Here is a 19,345-nt window from a genome sequence, read left to right as displayed (position 1 = left end):
CCGAATCGCCTCCCATGCGGGAACTGGTCGCCAAGCTCCCAGCGTCAGGCGGCGAGCAGGCATTTGCCGCATCCGTCATAGGGACGCTCGATCGTATGTGGGGTCGTACCGTGCAATATTCTCTCCGTTCGCGCACGCATGGTACGGAGAATCGGCGGCACGACCCCTGGGAGCGATCTTGGTCAGCCCAGGAAGCTCAGACGAACCTGACGGTTGTCTTTAGCAATGTTCGTGTCGACCAGGCACACCGACTGCCACGTCCCCAGCTCCAGCCGCCCCCCGATCACCGGAAGCGTCGCGTGGGGTGGGACGAGGGCGGGCAGTACGTGGTCGCGGCCGTGGCCGGGGCTGCCGTGGCGGTGTTGCCAGCGGCCGTCGGCGGGCAGCAGGGTGTGGAGGGTGGCCAGGAGGTCGTCGTCGCTGCCGGCCCCGGTCTCCAGGACAGCGATGCCGGCGGTCGCGTGCGGTACGAAGATGTTGAGGAGGCCGTCCTTGGAGGCGGCGTGCCGGGCGAGGAACTGCTCGCACTCGGCGGTCAGGTCGGTGACGGACTCCGTCGTGCCGGTGGTGATGTGCAGAACGCTGGTGGCGAAGGCGTGGGGCATAGGCCCATCATCGCGCCCATGGGGCAGGATCGCGCGTCCATCTGCCGAGACGTCATTGACCGTCTCGATGATGCGTCGCTACGTTCAGCGGCATGTTCCGTTCAGCTCTGCTCACTTCGCGCGGTCACATCGACCTGCAGCGGGTGGCCTCCGCCGCGTGTCGTCGCGGCTGCTGACGCTCCTTCAGCCCCTTCTCCGCCGGTGACCGGGCTCTCCTGCCGCCCGTCCCCCTCGCCGTAGGCGTCTGCCCGTACGCAACGCACATCGGCGTGTCCCGCCCCGTCCGCCGCCCGGCGTGACCCCGCTGCCGTGACGGCAGCGAGGGCTCGCGCTGCCCTGGTCGCGGTGCGCCTCCCCCTGCCCGTGGACTGCTCGTGGAGCCCTCGTGACCATCAGCCATGCCCTCGCACCACCGGATATGTCTTCAGAATCCGGTAAGATTCCTGCTTCTCCCGACCGCAGGCCGCTCGACCTGGAACTTGTTGTGCCGGCCTCCGCACGGGGTGCGCGCCTGCGGGCCCTGCCTCGTTGGCTTCGGCGTGCCATCGGGCCGCTGCTGCTGCTCGCACTGTGGCAGGAACTCAGTGCCACCGGGATCCTGCACGTCGATGTGCTCGCCTCGCCCGGCACCATCGCCCGTGCCGGATCGGACCTGATCTCCGACGGGACGCTGCCCTCGGCAATGGGGGATCTCGCTTCAGCGGGTGGCCGCGGGGCTGGGGCTCGGGGGTGTCGTGGGAACGGCGCTCGCGCTGGTCTCCGGGCTCTCGCGGCTCGGCGAGGATCTGGTGGACGCGAGTGTGCAGATGCTGCGCACCGTCCCCTGGGTCGGGCTGATCCCGCTCTTCATCATCTGGCTGGGCATCGGCGAGGCCCCGAAGGTGGCGCTGATCGCGCTCGGTGTGGCCTTTCATCTGTACCTCAATGTGTACGCGGGCATTCGGGGGGTCGACGCCCAACTCGTGGAGGCAGGTGAGTCGTTGGGGCTCGGACGGTGGGGACTGATCCGGCATGTCGTGCTGCCGGGCGCGCTGCCCGGGGCCATGACCGGGCTCCGGTACTGGCTCGCCACCGCGTGGCTGGCCCTGGTCTTCGGCGAGTCCGTCAACGCCGACGCCGGGATCGGCTTCCTGATGAACCAGGCCCGGGAGTTCTTCCGTACCGACGTCATCGTCGTCTGCCTCGTCTTCTACGCCTTCCTCGGCCTCACCGCCGATGTCATCGTCCGCACACTCGAAAGGCTGTTGCTGCAATGGCGACCGACCTTCACGGGGCAGTGAGCCCCGCCGCACCGGCCGACCCCGCCGAGAGCGCGGTGCGGGTGCGGGGACTGACCCGTTCCTTCGACGGCAGGGCCGTCGTCGACGGGCTCGACCTCACCCTGCGCGCCGGTGAGTACACCGCGCTGCTCGGTCGTAGCGGCTGCGGGAAGTCGACACTGCTGCGGGTGCTCGCCGGGCTGGACCGGGAGATCGAGGGCACGGTGCTCGTGCCGAGGCGACGGGCGGTCGCCTTCCAGGCACCACGGCTCATGCCGTGGAAGCGGGTCTGGCGCAATGTGCTGCTCGGTCTGCCCGGAAAGCCCGAACGGGCCGTTGCCGAGCGCGCGTTGGAGGAGGTCGGGCTCGGGGAGCGGTCCGGGGCGTGGCCCAAGACGCTCTCCGGTGGTGAGGCGCAGCGCGCCTCGCTGGCCCGCGCCCTGGTGCGTGAGCCCGATCTACTGCTGCTCGACGAACCGTTCGGCGCGCTGGACGCGTTGACCCGCATCAAGGCGCAGCAACTGGTGGCCGAGCTCTGGCAGCGGCGCGGCTGCGCAGTGCTGCTGGTCACCCACGATGTGGACGAGGCGCTGCTGCTGGCCGACCGCGCACTGGTGATGCGCGACGGAGCGATCGCGTACGACACGCCCGTGGGTCTGGACAGGCCGCGCAGTGCGAGCGGTGCCGGGTTCGCGGCGTTGCGCTCCCGGCTGCTGGCCGAGTTGGGCGTCGACGGCGCCGCACCCGCCGCGCCCGGCGAGGCCGCCTGAGACGGGGGCTGTTCGCCATCTGTCTCCCCGGCTCCCGCCGCTCATGACGAAGGACGAAAGACGAAAGACGATCCGATGAGAAGTCGCGCTCTGCCTGCCCTCCTGCTGTCCCTGGCCCTGCTGCTGTCCGCCTGCGGCGGTGCCACGTCCGCCGCCACCACCGGTGACACCGACGGGAAGGGCGGTGTCACCCTCGCCGTCGGCGACCAGAAGGGTGGTTACGAAGCCATCCTGCGGGCCTCCGGTGAACTGGACGATCTCGACTACCGCATCAGATGGTCGACCTTCACCTCCGGCCCACCGCTCCTGGAGGCGGTCAACGCCCAGGCCGTGGACCTCGGGGGCGTCGGCAACACGCCGCCCGTCTTCGCGGCGGGTTCCGATTCCAGGATCGTCGTGGTGGGCGCCGCCCACGGATCGTCCGACGGCGAGGCCATCGTCGTACCCGAGGACTCGCCGCTGAAGTCCCCGAAGCAGCTCAAGGGCCGGTCGATCGCGGTGGCGCAGGGCAGTTCGGCCCACTACCAGCTGATCGCCTCGCTGAAGAAGGCGGGGCTCGGCATCGAGGACGTGAAGCCGAAGTACCTTCAGCCGGCGGACGCGCTGGCCGCGTTCAGCCGGGGCAAGGTCGACGCCTGGGCGATCTGGGACCCGTACACCTCGCAGGTCCTGCGCACCACGAAGTCCCGGGTGCTGACCACGGGTCAGGGTGTTGTGAACGGTCTCAGCTTCCAGGTGTCCTCGCCGGCCGCGCTGAAGGACCCCGGGAAGTCCCGGGCCATCGGTGATCTGCTGCTCCGTCTGCAGCGGGCTCAGTCCCGGGTGTTCAAGCATCCCGACGCCTGGGCGAAGGTCTGGGCGAAGGAGACCGGACTGCCGTACGAGGTGGCCCTGGACGCGGTCAGGCGCAGTGCCGGGACCCGGGTGTCCGTGGCCCTCGATCCTGCCCCGATCGCCTCCGAGCAGGCGATCGCCGACACCTTCGCCGATCTGAAGCTCATTCCGAGGCGCTTCTCCTTCGAGGAGTACGTCGACCCCCGTTTCAACCGCGATCTGCCTCCGTCCTCCACCGCTCCCCGCTCCTTCGGAAAGGCCTCGTCATGAATGTTCATCTGCACTGGTTCCTGCCCACCGGTGGTGACGGGCGTACGCTCGTCGACCGGCACGCGTACACCGACGGCGGAATCAAGCGGGACCGGATCACTCCGGTGAGCGGAGTGCGCGCCCCCGACATCGAGTACCTGGCGCAGATCGCCAAGGCAGCCGAGCAGTTGGGCTTCGAGGCCGTGCTGACGCCCACCGAGACCTGGTGCGAGGACGCCTGTCTGACGACGGTGGCCCTGGCCCAGCACACCGAACGGCTGAAGTTCCTGGTGGCGTTCCGGCCGGGGGTGATCTCACCGGTGCTCGCCGCGCAGATGGCGGCGACCTATCAGCGGATCACCCGGGGGCGGCTGCTGCTCAACGTCGTCACGGGTGGCGACTCGACGGAGCAGCGGCGGTTCGGTGACCACCTGGACCACGACCGGCGGTACGCGCGGACCGCGGAGTTCCTGTCGGTGGTGCGGGGCGCGTGGAGCGGGCGGCCCTTCGACTTCGAGGGTGAGCACTACCAGGTGGAGGGCGGGCTGACCGCGCTGCCGCCGGACCCGCTGCCGGACATCTTCTTCGGCGGGTCGTCGGCGACGGCGGGCCCGGTGGCCGCCGCCCATGCCGATGTCTATCTGGCCTGGGGCGAGCCGCCGGCCGCCGTGAAGGAGAAGATCGACTGGATCCGCGGCCTGGCCGAGGAGCAGGGCCGTACGGTCCGCTTCGGCATCCGGCTGCACACGATCTCGCGCGACTCCTCGCGCGAGGCATGGGCGACGGCCGACCGGCTGCTGGGCGATCTCGATGCCGGGACGATCGCGGCCGCCCAGCAGGCGCTGGGGCGGAGCGAGTCGGTCGGGCAGCAGCGGATGCTGGCGCTGCACGGCGGCTCGCGCGACAAGCTGGAGATCTCGCCGAACCTGTGGGCGGGCGTCGGGCTGGTGCGGGGCGGTGCCGGAACCGCGCTGGTGGGCAGTCATGCGGAGGTAGCCGACCGGATCGAGGAGTACCACGCGCTGGGTGTGGAGCACTTCGTGCTATCCGGCTACCCGCATCTGGAGGAGGCGTACTGGTTCGGCGAGGGCGTGACGCCCGAGCTGGCGGCGCGCGGCCTGCTGTCGACCGTACCGGCGTCGCCGTTGCTCGGGGTGCCTGCCGCGAACGGCCGGCCGGCGTCGGCGCCGGGCGGGGCGCCGCTGCTGCTCGCCGGGGGCCGCTGACCGGGCGGCGGCCAGCGGACCGGCCCGTCGACCGGCAGGGGAAGCCCCGGGGCCGGGCCGATCGGGAAGATCCTGGACCACGACAGGGTTGGTAGAAGCGTGAACAACTCTGGGGTGGCCGCAGCACGCGAGGTCGATGTCGTCGTGATCGGCGCCGGACAGGCAGGTCTGTCCGGCGCCTACCATCTGCGCCGCGCCGGCCTGGCGCCCGATCGCGACTTCGTCGTGCTCGACCATGCCCCGCACCCCGGTGGGGCCTGGCAGTTCCGCTGGCCCTCGCTCACCTACGGCAAGGTCCACGGCATGCACGCGCTGCCCGGCATGGAGCTCACCGGAGCGGACGACCGCCGGCCCTCCTCCGAGGTGATCGGTGAGTACTTCGCCGAATACGAGCGCACCTTCGACCTGCGGGTCCACCGGCCCGTGGAGGTGAGCGCGGTACGCGAGGGCGCCGGCGGGCGGCTGCTCGTCGAGAGCTCCGAGGGTACGTACGCCGCCCGTGCCCTGATCAACGCCACCGGCACCTGGGACCGGCCGTTCTGGCCGCGCTATCCGGGCCAGGAGAGCTTCCTGGGGCGGCAGTTGCACACCGCGAACTACCCGGGTCCGGCGGAGTTCGCCGGGCAGCGTGTGGTGGTGGTCGGCGGCGGGGCCTCGGGGACGCAGCATCTGATGGAGATCGCCGAGGTGGCGGCCGAGACGTACTGGGTGACGCGGCGGCCGCCGGTCTTCCGGGACGGCCCCTTCGACGCGGACCGGGGGCGGGCCGCGGTGGCATTGGTCGAGGAGCGGGTGCGGCGCGGGCTGCCGCCGCAGAGTGTGGTGTCCGTGACCGGGCTGCCGCTCACCGACGCGGTGCGGCGGGCCCGTGAGACGGGGGTGCTGGACCGGCTGCCGATGTTCGACCGGATCACTCCGAGCGGGGTGGCTTGGGACGACGGGCGGACGGTCGAGGCGGACGTCATCCTCTGGGCCACCGGATTCCGGGCCGCCATCGACCATCTCGCGCCGCTGAAGCTGCGCGAGCCGGGCGGCGGCATCCGGGTCGAGGGCACCCGGGCGGTCCGGGACGCACGCGTCCACCTCGTCGGGTACGGGCCGTCCGCCAGCACGATCGGCGCCAATCGGGCGGGACGGGCCGCGGTGCGTGCGATCGGCCGGCTGCTGGACGAGAAGGACACGGCGGCGGACGCCGACGAGGTGTTCACGCCCGCCGCGGTGTGACGGGGCAAGGGCTCAGCGGGCGAACGCGTTGCGACGGTTGCGGGGGCTCAGCGGGGGGATGCGCTGCGGCGATTGCGGTTGAACTCCGCCACGTTTCTCTGCTGTTCCGTGTAGCTGCTGGTGAATCGGGTGTCCCCCGGCGCGACCGTGACGAAGTACAGCCATGCTCCGGGAGTGGGGGCGATCGTTGCCGTCATCGCCTGCTCCCCCGGGTTCCCGATGGGCGTGGGAGGCAGCCCCTCGCGCTCGTAGCTGTTGTACGGACTGTCGATCTTCGTATCGCCCGTGGTGGTGTGCAGAGTGCTGCGGTTCAGCGCGTAGTTGAGTGTGGAATCCATCTGGAGCGGCATGCCCCGGTCCAGCCGGTTGTAGATCACTCTGGCGACCTTGCCCATGTCGGCCACGGTGTCCGCCTCGGCCTGCACGATGCTCGCGATCGTCACCGTCTGGTACACCGATACGCCGTTGCGCTGCGCGCCCTCGGCGATGTGGTCCGCGCCGAATCGTTCGACCGCGGTGTCGGCCATGTACCGGAGCAGGCTCTGCGGGGTCGTGGCGGAGGTGACGGGGTACGTCGCCGGGAAGAGGTAGCCCTCGGGGTTGCCCTTCGCCGCGGCCGGGAGCGGCAGGTCCGTCGTGGCGGCGGCCTTCTCGGTGGTCCCGGGCTCGACATCGAGGGACTTGTCGACCGCCGCGTACACCTGGGAGGCCCGCCATCCCTCGGGGATGACGAGCGAGCGCGCCTGCTCGACCTTCGGCCCTCGCGTCAGCAGCGGTACGAGCACTGCCGCTGCCACGACCAGGACGAGGACGACTCCGATGAACAGGACCAGACGGCCGCGCCAGGTCGGACGGAGAGTGCGACGGGGTGGGGTGTCCGGGGGTTCGTTCACCATGCGGGCACGCTATCCCGCCGTCCGGAACCGGGTCCCTGCCGACACGAGCCCCGCGGTTCATGAATGGAACACACGAACAGGGGATCGGGTGTTCGCTGGAACGCGTGATCGTTCCGGGATTAGTTGCTCAACTCCGCTGCGGCGCAGGATGATTACAGGGCGCAAGCGACGGGCTGCAGACCGCGATTGTGCTGTCCCAGATTTGCAATACGCACAAGGAGAAGCACCAAATGAACTTCCTCACCAACCTGCTCGCCGGCATCGTCCACTTCGTGGGTTGGCTCGTCTGACCATTGCTCCGCCCGGCGCCGTCGCTCCCCGTCCCACGGGAGCGGCGGCGTCGCCGCGTGTGCGGCCCGACGGCACGCCCGGTCTCGTCGATCAGCCTGCCGCGGGAGCCAGTTGGGTGTCCCGCCGGACCAGCGCGGCATAGCGGCCGTCCTGCTGGAGCAGCTCCTCGTGGCTGCCGCGCTCGGCGGTCCGGCCGTGGTCCAGGACGACGATCTGGTCCGCGTCACGGACGGTGGAGAGCCGGTGCGCGATGGTGATGGTGGTGCGCCCCTCGGAGAGCGCGTCGATGGCTTCCTGCACGGCGAATTCCGTACGGGTGTCGAGGGCGCTCGTCGCCTCGTCGAGCACCAGGACCGGCGGGTCGCGCAGGATCGTGCGGGCGATGGCGAGGCGCTGCTTCTCACCGCCGGAGAAGCGGTAGCCGCGTTCACCGACGAGGGTGTCGTAGCCGTCGGGCAGTGAGGCGATGTGGTCGTGGATCTGTGCCGCACGGGCCGCCGCCTCGATCTCGGCGTCGGTCGCGTCCGGCTTTGCGAAGCGCAGATTGTCGGCGACCGAGGCATGGAAGAGGTAGGTCTCCTGGGAGACCACACCCACGGCTCTGGCCAGGGTGTCGAAATCGAGATCGCGTACGTCGACCCCGTCGAGCGTGACCCGGCCGCCGGTGACGTCGTAGAGCCTGGGCACCAGATAGCTGAGCGTGGACTTGCCGGATCCGGTCGGACCGACGACCGCCAGGCTGCCGCCGGCCGGGACGATCACATCGATGCCGCTGAGGGTCGGCCCGCTCTTCTCGTCGTAGCTGAAATCGACGTCCTCGAAGCGGATCTCGCCGCGGATGCTCTTCAGCCGGACCGGGTTCTCGGGCTCGGTGATGTCCACTTCGAGGTCGAGGTACTCGAAGATCCGCTGGAAGAGCGCGAGGGACGTCTGCATCTCCACACCGGTGGAGAGAAGGCTCACGGCGGGCCGGAAGAGGCCCTGCTGGAGCGAGACGAAGGCGACGAGCGTGCCGATGGAGACGGCGGGTCCGCCGGGCTGCAGGGCGAGGCCCGCCGCCCAGTAGATGACCGCGGGCATTGCGGCCATGACGATGCCGATCGTGGACATCCGCCACCGCCCGGCCATGCTGGAGCGCACTTCGAGGTCGACGAGCTTCTCGGACTCCTCGGCGAAGCCCTTGGTGAGGGAGTCCGAGCGACCCATGGTCCGGCCAAGCAGGATGCCGCTGACGGAGAGCGACTCGGTCACCGTGGCCGCCATCGCGGCCATCTGCTTCTGGCGCCGGGTGGTGATCTTCTTGCGCTCACGGCCGACCCGGCGGCTGATCCAGACGAAGACCGGCAGCAGCAGGAGCGAGACCAGGGTGAGCCGCCAGTCGAGGGCCAGCATGGCGACGACCGTGGCTGTGACCGCGGTGAGATTGGAGACCAGTGACGTGGCCGTGGAGGTGACGGTCGCCTGCATGCCGCCGATGTCGTTGGCGATGCGGGACTGGACCTCGCCGGTGCGGGTCCGGGTGAAGAAGGCGAGCGGCATCCGCTGCAACTGGGCGTAGACGGCGGTGCGCAGGTCGTGCATGACGCGCTGGCCGACCGTGGTGGAGATCAGGGTCTGCAGCACGCCGAAGACGCTCGTCGTCACGGCGGTGAGGATCATGCCGAGGGCGAGCAGGGACAGCAGTCCCGTACGCCCCTGGGGAATGGCCGTGTCCAGGATCTCGCGCAGCAGGAACGGGGAGGCGACCGACACCAGTGACGAGGCGCCGACGAGCAGGCCGACCAGCGCCAGCCGGCCTCGGTAGGGACGGAAGAGGCGCAGGATGCGGCGCACCTCGGCGGGCGGACGGCTCTCGTCCCGCGGCGGGGGTGTCCAGTTGATCACGTCGGGTTTCATGGGCTCCTTCGTCGGGCGTGCGACGGCTGTGACCCGGGCGGGGCTCGATCGGGGGACCGGGCGAGGGCGCGGGCGAGCCGATTTTTGAGAGCATAGCTCATTGTTACCTATGCTCACAATGAACAAGGTCCTGATATTGTTCCCATCATGGACTCCTCCGACGCCGACGGCGTGCTCGCCGAGCAGTTGCTGCGGGTGACCCGCAGGCTCCAGCGGATTCAGAGCCGCCAGCTGGAGCCGATCGGCATCACGCCCGCGCAGTTCCGGCTGCTGCGCACCGTCGCGCATTACGACGGCCCGCCCCGGATGGCCGATCTCGCACAGCGCCTGGATGTCGTCCCGCGCGCCGTGACCACCCTGGTCGACGGCCTGGAGGCGAGCGGACGGGTGCGCCGCGCCCCCGATCCGGACAGCCGCCGGGTGGTCCGCATCGAGATCACCGAGGAGGGACTCGCCACCCTCCGGTCGCTGCGTGACGCGCGCCGGGCCGCCGCAGAGGAGATCCTGGCTCCACTGACCGCCGATCAGCGCGAGGTGCTCGGCGGACTGCTGTCCGCTCTGGTCAACGGAATGCCGGAGCGCCGTTGCTGACGGACACCCCCTGGACACCGGGCGGCGTGCCCGCCGCCGTGGTACCGAACCGAACCGCCGAGGAGACCTCGACATGCCATTGCTGGAGCCGAAGCCGGAAGCACTGCGTCCCGACGCGGTGCGCACGCCCTCCGTGGACCGGGTCCCCGACCGGCAGGCTCCGGGCACGCCCGAACCGCTGCGCGGCGAGCTGATCGCCCTGCTCGGGCCGGAGAAGGTGCTCTGGAAGGTCTCCGACCTGGTGAAGTACGCCTCCGACGCCAGTCCTTACCGTTTCCTCCCCCAGGTCGTGGTGGTCCCGCAGGACATCGACGACGTCTCGGCGATCCTGTCGTACGCGCACGGCAGGGGCCGCGAGGTCGTCTTCCGGGCCGCCGGCACCAGCCTGAACGGCCAGGCCCAGGGCGAGGACATCCTGGTCGACGTCCGCCACCACTGGGCGGGCATCGAGGTGCTGGACGACGGAGCGCGGGCCCGCATCCGCCCGGGTACGACGGTCGTGCGGGCCAACGCCGCCCTCGCCCGGCACGGCCGGCTGCTGGGCCCCGACCCGGCCAGCGCGATCGCGTGCACGATCGGCGGAGTCGTCGCCAACAACGCCTCGGGAATGACCGCGGGCACGACCCGTAATTCGTACCGCACGGTCTCCTCACTCACCTTCGTGCTGCCGAGCGGCACCGTCGTCGACACGGCGGACCCGGCCGCGGACGAGGACCTCGCCCGCGCCGAGCCGGGGCTCTGCGAAGGGCTGCTGGCCCTGAAGGCGGAGATCGAGGCGGACGCGGAGCTCACGGCCCGGATCCGGGCCAAGTACGAGATCAAGAACACCAACGGCTACCGGCTCGACGCCTTCCTGGACGGCTCGACGCCGGTCCAGATCCTGCGCGGCCTGATGGTCGGTTCCGAGGGCACCTTCGGCTTCATCTCCGAGGTCGTCTTCGACACGCTGCCGCTGGACCGCCGGATCTCCACGGCCCTGCTGTTCTTCCCTTCCCTCACCGCGGCGGCCGCCGCCGTGCCCCGTTTCAACGAGGCGGGCGCGATCGCCGTCGAGCTGATGGACGGCAATACGCTGCGTGCCTCGGTGAGCGTCAAGGGCGTACCGGCGGACTGGGCCGAACTGCCCAAGGCGACCACGGCACTGCTGGTGGAGTTCCGCGCTCCGGACGAGCCCGGCCAGGAGGCGTACGAGCGGGCGGCGGCGGCCGTCGTCGAGGAACTCGACCTGGTCGCGCCCGTCCCCTCGGTGACCAATGCGTTCACCCGCGAAGCCAAGGTCATCTCCGGTTACTGGAAGGCCCGCAAGGCATTCGTCAGCGCGGTCGGCGGCTCCCGGCCCTCGGGTACGACGCTGATCACGGAGGACTTCGCGGTGCCGCCCTCCCGGCTGGCCGAGGCCTGCGAGGCGTTGCTCGGGCTCCAGGCTCAGCACGGCTTCGACGCCGCCGTCGCCGGCCACGCAGCGCACGGGAACCTGCACTTCCTGCTCGCCTTCGACGCGGCGAAGCCGTCCGACGTCGACCGGTACGCCGCGTTCATGGAAGACTTCTGCCGGCTGACGGTGGAGCGCTTCGACGGCTCCCTGAAGGCCGAGCACGCCACCGGCCGCAACATCGCCCCGTTCCTGGAGCTGGAGTGGGGTCCGAAGGCGACCGAGCTGATGTGGCGCACCAAGCAGATCATCGACCCCGACGGCATCCTGGCTCCCCGGATCGTCCTCGACCGCGACCCGAAGGCCCATCTGCGCGGGCTGAAGACCATCCCCGAGGTCGAGGCGATCGCCGATCCCTGCATCGAGTGCGGCTTCTGCGAGCCCACCTGCCCCAGCCACGATCTGACGACGTCCCCGCGCCAGCGGATCGTGCTGCGGCGGGAGATGCTCCGCCAGCCGGACGGCTCCCCGGTGGAGAGCCAGTTGCTCGACGCGTACGGCTACGACGCCGTCGACACCTGTGCGGGCGACTCGACGTGCAAGCTCGCCTGCCCGGTGGGCATCGACACCGGCGCGATGATGAAGGACTTCCGCCACCGGCGGCACTCGCCGCGCGAGGAGCGCATCGCGGCGCTCACGGCGAAGAACTTCAAGGCGGTGGAGGCGGCGGCGCGGCTCGCGGTGGCCGCGGCCGACCGGATCGGTGACCGGCTCGGTGACGGACCGCTGGAGACCATCACCGCGCTCGCCCGCAGGGCCGTGCGCCCCGATCTGGTGCCCGAGTGGCTGCCGGAGATTCCCGGCGCCGCCGCCCGGAAGCTGCCGCGGACCTCCCGCGTCGGGGCGAGCGCCGTCTACTACCCGGCGTGTGTGAACCGCATCTTCGGCGGCCCCGAGGGCCATCGTGGTCCTTCGCTCCCGCAGGCCGTCGTCGCCGTGTCCGCCCGCGCCGGAAAGCCGGTGTGGATCCCGGACGATGTCGCGGGGACCTGCTGCGCGACGATCTGGCACTCCAAGGGGTACGACGAGGGCAACGCCGTGATGGCCAACCGCATCGTGGAGGCGGCCTGGGGCTGGACGGCCGGCGGAAAGCTGCCGCTGGTCGTCGACGCCTCTTCGTGCACCCTGGGCATCGCCCATGAGGTGGTGCCGTATCTCACCGATGACAACCGGGAGTTGCACCGGGAGCTGACCATCGTCGACTCCCTGGTCTGGGCGGCCGACGAGCTGCTTCCGGAGCTGACGGTGCTGCGGAAGACCGGGTCGGCGGTCCTGCATCCGACGTGCTCCATGCAGCATCTGGACGATGTGGAGCAGTTGCGTACGGTCGCGGAGGCCTGCGCCGAGGAGGTCGTGATCCCCGACGACGCCGGGTGCTGCGCCTTCGCCGGCGACCGGGGCATGCTGCACAAGGAGCTGACGGCCTCGGCGACGGCGAAGGAGGCCGCCGAGGTGAAGGCGCGCGAGTACGACGCGTATCTCTCGGCCAACCGCATGTGCGAGATCGGCATGGACCGGGCCACGGGGCAGCAGTACTACTCGGTGCTGATGGAGTTGGAGCGGGCCACCCGGCCGGGGGCCGTCGTGCGCTGATCACCGGGCCGGGGCTGTTGTGCGCTGATCACCGGGCCGTACGGCCCCCGTTCGCCGTCCCGCACCGCCGGGCGGGCTCGACACGTTCGAGCCCGCCCGGCTTTTCGTGCGGCCACGAAAGTCCATGGTTTCGGCACAGGAGTCCAATCCCTCCTCTTGCGCAACAGCAGACTCAACTACCAGGGTCCTTACCGAGGTTCACGCACCAGCCGCGCACGTCAGACCCCCTTTCTGGAGGATCGATGAACGACGCAGCACAGCACAACGACGGTACGCAGGGTGGCGACGAGGGCTCCATGAGCCGCCGCTCGGTCCTCTGGACGACCGCCGGAGTGGCCGGGGCCGGACTCGGACTCGGCGCCCTCGGCACCTCCTCCGCAGCCGCCGCCCCCGTCCGGGGCCCCGAGGCCGCCACTGCGGACCAGGCGGCCGCTCCGAAGCGCCAGGGCGCGACCATGGTGGGGGTCCCGTTCGAGGGGCGCTCCACCGTGCGGGTCGGCATCGTCGGCCTCGGCAACCGCGGTGGCAGCATGATCGACCTCTTCCTCGCCGTCACCGGCGTACAGGTCGTCGCCGTCTGCGACCCGGTCAAGGCCAAGGCGCAGCGGGCCGCCGCGAAGGTGACCGCCGCGGGTCAGCCGGCACCCGCCGTCTACACCAACGGCGAGAACGACTACGAGAACCTCTGCAAGCGCGGGGACATCGACTTCGTCTATGTGGCGACGCCCTGGGACTTCCACTTCCAGATGGCGAAGACCGCCATGCTGAACGGCAAGCACGTCGGTGTGGAGTGTCCGATCGCGCTCCAGCTCGACCAGCTCTGGGAGCTGGTCGACCTGTCCGAGCGGACCAGGCGCCACTGCATGCAGCTGGAGAACTGCTGTTACGGGCAGAACGAGATGCGGGTACTGCGCATGGCGCACGCCGGTCTCTTCGGTGATCTGCTGCACGGCGCGGGCGCCTACAACCACGATCTGCGCGGCCTGATGTTCGACCCGGACTACTACGAAGGCCCTTGGCGCAGGCTGTGGCACACCAGGCTGCGCGGCGACCTCTACCCCAACCACGGGTTCGGCCCGGTCGCCAATTACATGGACATCAACCGCGGCGACCGTGCGGTGAGCATCACCAGTGTCGGTTCCCCGTCCCTCGGGCTCGCCGAGTACCGCGAGAAGAACATGCCGGCCGGCGACCCGAGCTGGAAGGAGACCTATATCGAGTCCGACCGGACCATCAGTCTCGTCCAGACCGCCAAGGGACGGGTCATACGGCTGGAGCACGACGTGTCCACCCCGCATCCGTACTCGCGGATCAACAGCCTCGGCGGCACGAAGGGCGTCTTCGAGGACTACCCCGCCCGTATCTACATCGAGCCCGACCACACCAATGACAGCTGGGGCGACTTCTCCAAGTACCAGGAGTGGGACCACTGGCTGTGGAAGGAGCACGCCAACCCGCCCGGCGGCCACGGCGGCATGGACTACATGCTGGTGTTCCGGCTGATGCAGTGCATGCGGCTCGGCCTCGTCCCCGACTTCGATGTGTACGACGCGGCGACCTGGACGTCGCCCGTGCCGCTCAGCCACCTGTCCATCAAGGCGAAGGGCGCGCCGCAGCAGATTCCGGACTTCACCCGCGGCGAGTGGAAGAAGGCCCGCTCCGGCATGGACTCGGAGAACCCGGAGAAGGCCTGACCGGCCGGGCGGGCCGGGCACAGGCCCTGCTGGGGCCTGAGCCGGCCCGGCCCGCCCGCCCATGCGCGTCGCGGCCCCGGCAGTGGCAGTGCCCGTGCAGCCCTGGTGATGGCAGTGGCAGTGGCGCGATACGGCCGTTCCTGGAGAAAAACAATTGCCCGAACCGACGCCCCGGGGTGAACCTGGCACGGTTTGGATCATTCGCCTTGATCCATTCACCGAACCACCAGTCACACCGAACCATGGGACGTCATGCAGATTCGCGATCTTCCCTACCCGGATCCCGGCGATCCCGATGTCCGCTCAGGCCCTCGCTTCCTGCTCTGGCTGGGCCGCAACCAGCTCAGGGGCCAGCTCGCTTCCCTGTCCTGGGGCCTGCTGCACCAATGCGCTCTCGCCGGTCTGCCGCCCGCCGTCGGCCTGGCCGTCCAGGCGGTCGTCGACCGTTCCGGCAGCCGGCTCGCGTGGTCGGGCGGGCTGATCGCGGTCCTGGGCGTGCTGATGGCGGTGGGCGACACGATGCTGCACCGGACGGCCGTCACCAACTGGATCACCGCCGCCGCCCGGGTCCAGCAGCTGCTGGCCCGCAAGACCGCGGAGCTCGGTTCGGCGCTGACGCGCCGGGTCGCGGCGGGCGAGGTGATCGCGGTGTCCACAGCGGACGTCGAGAAGATCGGCTGGTTCGTCGAGGCGCTCTCGCGGTTCGCCGCGGCGGCCGCCGCGCTGGTGCTGATCTGTGTGGGGCTCCTGCTGTATCTGCCGTCGCTGGGCATTCTGGTGGCGGTCTCCGTACCGCTGCTGGCCCTCGCCGTGCTGCCGCTGCTCCCCCGGGCGACCCGGCGTGCGGACCTCCAGCGCGAGAAGGCGGGCAAGGCCACGGAACTGGCCTCGGACACCGTGGCGGGGCTGCGGGTGCTGCGCGGGATCGGCGGCGAGGAGCTCTTCCTCGGCCGCTACCGGCGTGCCTCCCAGGAGGTCCGCGAGGCCGCGGTGCGCAGCGCGCGGATGTGGTCGCTGATCTCGGCGATCCAGGTGCTGCTGCCGGGCGTGCTGCTCATCTCGCTGGTCGTGTACGGGGCGATGCTGGCCCGGGACGGCCGGATCGAGGTCGGCCAGCTGGTCACGGTGTACAGCGCGGCGGCCCTGCTGCTGTACCCGCTCCGCCACGTGGAGGAGATCGCGATGGCGTACTCCTTCTCGCGGCCCTCCGCCCAGCGCGCGGTCCGGGTGCTGTCGTTGCACCGTACGGCCCAGCCGTCGGGCGACGATGCCGCACCGGTCGCCGACGCCGCGCCGACCGGTGATCTGTACGACCCGGTCACCGGTCTGATTGCCCCGGCGGGCCTGTTCACCGCGGTGGTCTGCGGGGATCCGGACGAGGCGGGCCGGCTGGCGGAGCGGCTCGGCGGGCATGCCCGGACGGACCCGGACACGGACACGGCTCCGGACGAGGACGGGCGTGCCGCAGAGGCGGAGGACGGAGCGCCCGGCTCCGCGGGCGGGGACGCCGCGGCGCGGACGGCGCCGTCCGTCCTGCTCGGTGGCGTGCCGCTGGACGAGCTCACGCTGGACTCCGCCCGGACCGCCGTGCTCGTCCAGGACAAGGACCCGGTGCTGCTCTCCGGCACGCTGCGCGAGCTGCTGGACGTCCCGTCGTCGGGCCGGGTGCGTACCGAGGAGGCGCTGGCGGCCGCGCAGTGCGGCGATGTGCTGGACTCCCTGGCGCAGGCGTCGCTCACCACGGACGGCGACCCGATGACGACCCGGATCACCGAACGCGGCCGGTCGCTCTCGGGCGGCCAGCGCCAGCGGCTCGCGCTGGCCCGCTCCCTGGTGGCCGACCCGGAGGCACTGGTTCTCGACGAGCCGACCTCCGCCGTCGACTCGCACACGGAGGCCCTGGTCGCCGCCGGGATCAAGGCGCTGCGCCAGGGCCGTACCACCGTGGCGTTCGCCTCCTCGCCACTGCTGCTCGACCTCGCGGACCGGGTGGTGCTGGTACACCGGGGCACCGTCGTCGCGGTCGGCGGGCACCGCGAGCTCCTGCGCACGGACCCCCGCTACCGGGCGGTCGTGACACGTGAGACGGACGACGAGATCGAGGCCCTGGCCTCCTGCGGCACGACCGGAACGATCGAGGAAATCGAGGAACGGGCATGATCGGCGTAGCGGTACCGGCGTACGACCCGGCCGCGCCGGAGTCGGCGACGACCCTGCCGGTCGGCACCCCCACCACCGTACGGAGCTATGTACGGGAGCTGCTGCGGCGCCATCGCGGGCGGTTCACGGTGCTCGTCGCGTTCAACGCCGTCGCGGTCATCGCGTCGATCGTCGGCCCGTATCTGCTGGGCGGACTGGTCGAGGACCTCTCCGAGGGGGTGCGGGACCTCCATCTGGAGCGGACCGCCGGGGTGTTCGCGCTCGCGCTGGTCGTGCAGACCGTGTTCACCCGGCAGATGCGCCTGCGCAGCGCGATGCTCGGTGAGGAGATGCTGGCCGATCTGCGCGAGGACTTCCTCGTACGGTCGGTGGGACTGCCGCCGGGGGTGCTGGAGCGGGCCGGGACCGGCGATCTGCTCTCCAGGATCACCACGGACATCGACCGGCTGGCCAACGCGATGCGCGAGGCCGTGCCGCAGCTGGCGATCGGCGTGGTGTGGGCGGGGCTCCTGCTCACCGCTCTCACCGTGACGGCTCCGCCGCTGGCGCTCTCGGTGCTGCTCGCCCTGCCCGTGCTGATCCTCGGCTGCCGCTGGTACTTCAAGCGGGCGCCGTCCGCGTACCGTTCGGAGGCGGCGGGGTACGCCGCGGTCGCCGCGATGCTCGCGGAGACCGTGGACGCCGGACGGACCGTGGAGGCGCACCGGCTGGGTGCGCGCCGGGTGGCGCTGTCGGACACCCGCATCGCCCAGTGGACGGCGTGGGAACGGTACACACTCTTCCTGCGCTCCGTGCTCTTCCCCGTCATCAACGTCACCTACGTGACGATTCTGGGCGCGGTGCTGATGCTCGGCGGCTGGTTCGTCATCGAGGGCTGGCTGACCGTGGGGCAGCTGACCACGGGTGCGCTGCTGGCACAGATGATGGTCGACCCGATCGGCCTGATCCTGCGCTGGTACGACGAGTTGCAGGTCGCCCAGGTGTCGCTGGCCCGGCTGGTCGGGGTGCGGGACATCGAGCCGGACGCGGGCGACGCGCAGGTCGTGCCGGACGGCCGGGACGTCCGGGCCGACGAGGTGCGCTTCGGGTACCGCGCCGGGCTCGACGTCCTGCACCGGGTGTCGCTGGACGTCGCGCCGGGTACGCGCCTGGCGCTGGTCGGCCCGTCCGGCGCCGGCAAGTCCACGCTGGGCCGGTTGCTGGCCGGGATCTACGCCCCGCGCGCGGGGGAAGTGACGCTCGGCGGTGCCGAGTTGTCGCGGATGCGGGCGGAGGACGTACGTACGCATGTGGCGCTGGTCAACCAGGAACACCATGTGTTCGTCGGTTCGCTGCGCGACAACCTGCTGCTGGCCCGGACGGGCGCCGAGGACGCCGAGCTGTGGGCGTCGCTGGCTGCCGTCGACGCGGACGGCTGGGCGAAGGCTCTTCAGGAAGGGCTGGACACCGAGGTCGGCTCCGGTGGTCTGGCGCTGACCCCGGCGCAGGCCCAGCAGATCGCGCTGGCCCGGCTGGTCCTGGCCGATCCGCACACGCTGGTGCTGGACGAGGCGACATCCCTGCTGGACCCGCGGGCCGCCCGCCACCTGGAGCGCTCACTGGCCCGGGTGCTGGACGGCCGTACGGTCGTGGCGATCGCTCACCGGCTGCACACCGCGCACGACGCGGATGTGATCGCGGTCGTGGAGCGCGGCCGGATCAGTGAGCTGGGCAGTCATGACGAGCTGGTCGCGGCGGACGGCGCGTATGCGGCGCTGTGGCGGTCCTGGCACGGCTGACCGCACGGCCCGGGGCGGGGCGGGGCGGGTCAGATGAAGTTCAGCGCGGCCGCTCCGCCCACTCCCCCGAGCACCATGAACGCCGGCATCAGCACCTTCAGCTCCACCCAGCTGCCGGCCCGGAACCGCATGGCCTTCGGCGGGCCGATCGGGTACCAGCGCTTGCGGCCGATCGGGATGGGCCACAGGATCGGGCAGCCCGAGACAGTGAGCGCGTCGCCGATGTCGTGCACGAGGGCGCCGAGCACGATGGGCAGCCCGAGCCAGAGGTACTCCTGGCCGGGGGCGGTGAACAGCCAGTCCGAGCCGTTGCCCGGCTTGTCCAGGACACCGGCCAGTATCCAGGCACTGGTCGCGCCGAGCAGCCAGACCAGGACGTCGCTGGACATCCGGGCGGCCCGCCACAGCAGCCCTTCGACGGCGAGCACCAGGTGGACGAAGAGGATCGCAAGCACCGCCCACCGGCCGCCGGTGATCGCCGCGGCGGAGGCTCCGGCACCGATCAGGACCGCCCACACCCAGGTGTGGGTCAGTGTCCGGTGGCCCCCGTTGCGGGTCGAGTCGCCGCGCATCCGGGTCGCCTTGTAGACAGCGTGCGAGAGCTTGTCGACGATTTCGCAGACCCCCCGGGACACCGGCCCGAAGGCGCGCGAGATGGTCGCGGACTTGTGGTCGAGGTCCGGGGCCAGCGCGGCTCCGGCGGTGATCAGCGCCCCGACGACGAGGACGGGCCACGGCATCGCATGACCGGCGGCCGCCGCCGCCGCGCCCACCCCCAGCCAGGCCGCTGCCCCCGACAGAGAGTGTGCCGGTCCCATCATGGTTCTTCCCGCCCCCAGAGTCGTAT

The 19,345-nt window shown here is 70.9% G+C and carries 14 protein-coding genes and 1 pseudogene; 11 read left to right on the top strand and 4 right to left on the bottom strand.

Translation table 11 applies throughout. From position 1 onward, the window contains the following. Positions 1–182: 182 nt before the first annotated feature. Entirely contained in the window at positions 183–605 is a 423-nt protein-coding gene (locus OG842_RS34740; RefSeq protein ID WP_266735187.1) for a secondary thiamine-phosphate synthase enzyme YjbQ, read from the bottom strand. A gap of 92 nt (positions 606–697) precedes the next feature. Between OG842_RS34740 and OG842_RS45300 the strand changes: the two genes are divergently transcribed. The 6 genes and pseudogenes from OG842_RS45300 to OG842_RS34715 all read left to right on the top strand — a co-directional run bounded on the left by OG842_RS45300 (position 698) and on the right by OG842_RS34715 (position 6,167). After that, positions 698–781: a putative leader peptide gene (locus OG842_RS45300; RefSeq protein WP_353962610.1), complete on the top strand. Its 84-nt coding sequence runs from the start codon at positions 698–700 to the stop codon at positions 779–781. Positions 782–990: 209 nt separating this feature from the next. Next, positions 991–1,885: pseudogene (locus OG842_RS34735) on the top strand (ABC transporter permease). Continuing rightward, positions 1,858–2,634 (top strand): ABC transporter ATP-binding protein, encoded by a 777-nt coding sequence (locus tag OG842_RS34730; protein ID WP_266735189.1) that lies wholly within the window; start codon positions 1,858–1,860, stop codon positions 2,632–2,634. The pseudogene OG842_RS34735 and the gene OG842_RS34730 overlap by 28 nt, the downstream one beginning before the upstream one ends. Before the next feature lie 75 nt (positions 2,635–2,709). Further along, a complete protein-coding gene (locus tag OG842_RS34725; protein WP_266735191.1) occupies positions 2,710–3,738 on the top strand; it encodes an ABC transporter substrate-binding protein in 1,029 nt (342 codons plus the stop codon). Continuing rightward, a complete protein-coding gene (locus OG842_RS34720) occupies positions 3,735–4,943 on the top strand; it encodes an LLM class flavin-dependent oxidoreductase (RefSeq protein WP_266735193.1) in 1,209 nt (402 codons plus the stop codon). Before OG842_RS34725 ends, OG842_RS34720 begins: the two co-directional genes overlap by 4 nt. A gap of 99 nt (positions 4,944–5,042) precedes the next feature. Beyond that, on the top strand, positions 5,043–6,167 hold the full coding sequence (locus OG842_RS34715) for an NAD(P)-binding domain-containing protein (protein WP_266735194.1): 1,125 nt from the start codon (positions 5,043–5,045) through the stop codon (positions 6,165–6,167). 47 nt (positions 6,168–6,214) lie between these two features. On the opposite strand, the gene mltG is transcribed toward OG842_RS34715, so the two are convergent. Beyond that, entirely contained in the window at positions 6,215–7,063 is an 849-nt protein-coding gene (mltG, locus tag OG842_RS34710) for an endolytic transglycosylase MltG (protein WP_266735196.1), read from the bottom strand. Positions 7,064–7,444: 381 nt separating this feature from the next. Beyond that, positions 7,445–9,250: an ABC transporter ATP-binding protein gene (locus tag OG842_RS34705; RefSeq protein WP_266735197.1), complete on the bottom strand. Its 1,806-nt coding sequence runs from the start codon at positions 9,248–9,250 to the stop codon at positions 7,445–7,447. Positions 9,251–9,397: 147 nt separating this feature from the next. On the opposite strand from OG842_RS34705, the gene OG842_RS34700 reads away from it, so the two are divergent. The 5 genes from OG842_RS34700 (at position 9,398) to OG842_RS34680 (ending at position 18,498) form a co-directional block, all read left to right on the top strand. After that, positions 9,398–9,841 (top strand): MarR family winged helix-turn-helix transcriptional regulator, encoded by a 444-nt coding sequence (locus OG842_RS34700; protein ID WP_124719176.1) that lies wholly within the window; start codon positions 9,398–9,400, stop codon positions 9,839–9,841. A 73-nt stretch (positions 9,842–9,914) separates the two neighbouring features. After that, complete coding sequence (locus tag OG842_RS34695; RefSeq protein WP_266735199.1) at positions 9,915–12,866, top strand: FAD-binding and (Fe-S)-binding domain-containing protein; 2,952 nt, start codon at positions 9,915–9,917, stop codon at positions 12,864–12,866. 242 nt (positions 12,867–13,108) lie between these two features. Further along, the gene (locus OG842_RS34690; RefSeq protein ID WP_266735201.1) at positions 13,109–14,560 is read left to right on the top strand and encodes a Gfo/Idh/MocA family protein; all 1,452 of its coding nucleotides are present in this window, start codon (positions 13,109–13,111) and stop codon (positions 14,558–14,560) included. A 252-nt stretch (positions 14,561–14,812) separates the two neighbouring features. Then, positions 14,813–16,720: an ABC transporter transmembrane domain-containing protein gene (locus OG842_RS34685; RefSeq protein WP_266735203.1), complete on the top strand. Its 1,908-nt coding sequence runs from the start codon at positions 14,813–14,815 to the stop codon at positions 16,718–16,720. Continuing rightward, positions 16,717–18,498, top strand: coding sequence for an ABC transporter ATP-binding protein (locus OG842_RS34680; protein WP_266735204.1), 1,782 nt, complete (start codon positions 16,717–16,719; stop codon positions 18,496–18,498). Before OG842_RS34685 ends, OG842_RS34680 begins: the two co-directional genes overlap by 4 nt. A 29-nt stretch (positions 18,499–18,527) precedes the next feature. On the opposite strand, the gene OG842_RS34675 is transcribed toward OG842_RS34680, so the two are convergent. Further along, positions 18,528–19,319 (bottom strand): metal-dependent hydrolase, encoded by a 792-nt coding sequence (locus OG842_RS34675; protein ID WP_266735206.1) that lies wholly within the window; start codon positions 19,317–19,319, stop codon positions 18,528–18,530. Positions 19,320–19,345 lie beyond the last annotated feature (26 nt).

Origin of the sequence: Streptomyces sp. NBC_00376 (assembly GCF_036077095.1) — a bacterium.
Lineage (GTDB): Bacteria > Actinomycetota > Actinomycetes > Streptomycetales > Streptomycetaceae > Streptomyces.
The sequence above is the reverse complement of the archived record's forward strand: the minus strand, read 5'-3'. Positions and strand labels throughout refer to the sequence as shown.

Coding starts and splice junctions, on each gene's coding strand:
- OG842_RS34690 (WP_266735201.1), top strand. CDS start 13,109: ATGAACGACGCAGCACAGCACAACGACGGTACGCAGGGTGGCGACGAG.
- OG842_RS34695 (WP_266735199.1), top strand. CDS start 9,915: ATGCCATTGCTGGAGCCGAAGCCGGAAGCACTGCGTCCCGACGCGGTG.
- mltG (WP_266735196.1), bottom strand. CDS start 7,063: ATGGTGAACGAACCCCCGGACACCCCACCCCGTCGCACTCTCCGTCCG.
- OG842_RS34685 (WP_266735203.1), top strand. CDS start 14,813: ATGCAGATTCGCGATCTTCCCTACCCGGATCCCGGCGATCCCGATGTC.
- OG842_RS34730 (WP_266735189.1), top strand. CDS start 1,858: ATGGCGACCGACCTTCACGGGGCAGTGAGCCCCGCCGCACCGGCCGAC.
- OG842_RS34740 (WP_266735187.1), bottom strand. CDS start 605: ATGCCCCACGCCTTCGCCACCAGCGTTCTGCACATCACCACCGGCACG.
- OG842_RS34705 (WP_266735197.1), bottom strand. CDS start 9,250: ATGAAACCCGACGTGATCAACTGGACACCCCCGCCGCGGGACGAGAGC.
- OG842_RS34720 (WP_266735193.1), top strand. CDS start 3,735: ATGAATGTTCATCTGCACTGGTTCCTGCCCACCGGTGGTGACGGGCGT.
- OG842_RS45300 (WP_353962610.1), top strand. CDS start 698: ATGTTCCGTTCAGCTCTGCTCACTTCGCGCGGTCACATCGACCTGCAG.
- OG842_RS34725 (WP_266735191.1), top strand. CDS start 2,710: ATGAGAAGTCGCGCTCTGCCTGCCCTCCTGCTGTCCCTGGCCCTGCTG.
- OG842_RS34680 (WP_266735204.1), top strand. CDS start 16,717: ATGATCGGCGTAGCGGTACCGGCGTACGACCCGGCCGCGCCGGAGTCG.
- OG842_RS34675 (WP_266735206.1), bottom strand. CDS start 19,319: ATGATGGGACCGGCACACTCTCTGTCGGGGGCAGCGGCCTGGCTGGGG.
- OG842_RS34700 (WP_124719176.1), top strand. CDS start 9,398: ATGGACTCCTCCGACGCCGACGGCGTGCTCGCCGAGCAGTTGCTGCGG.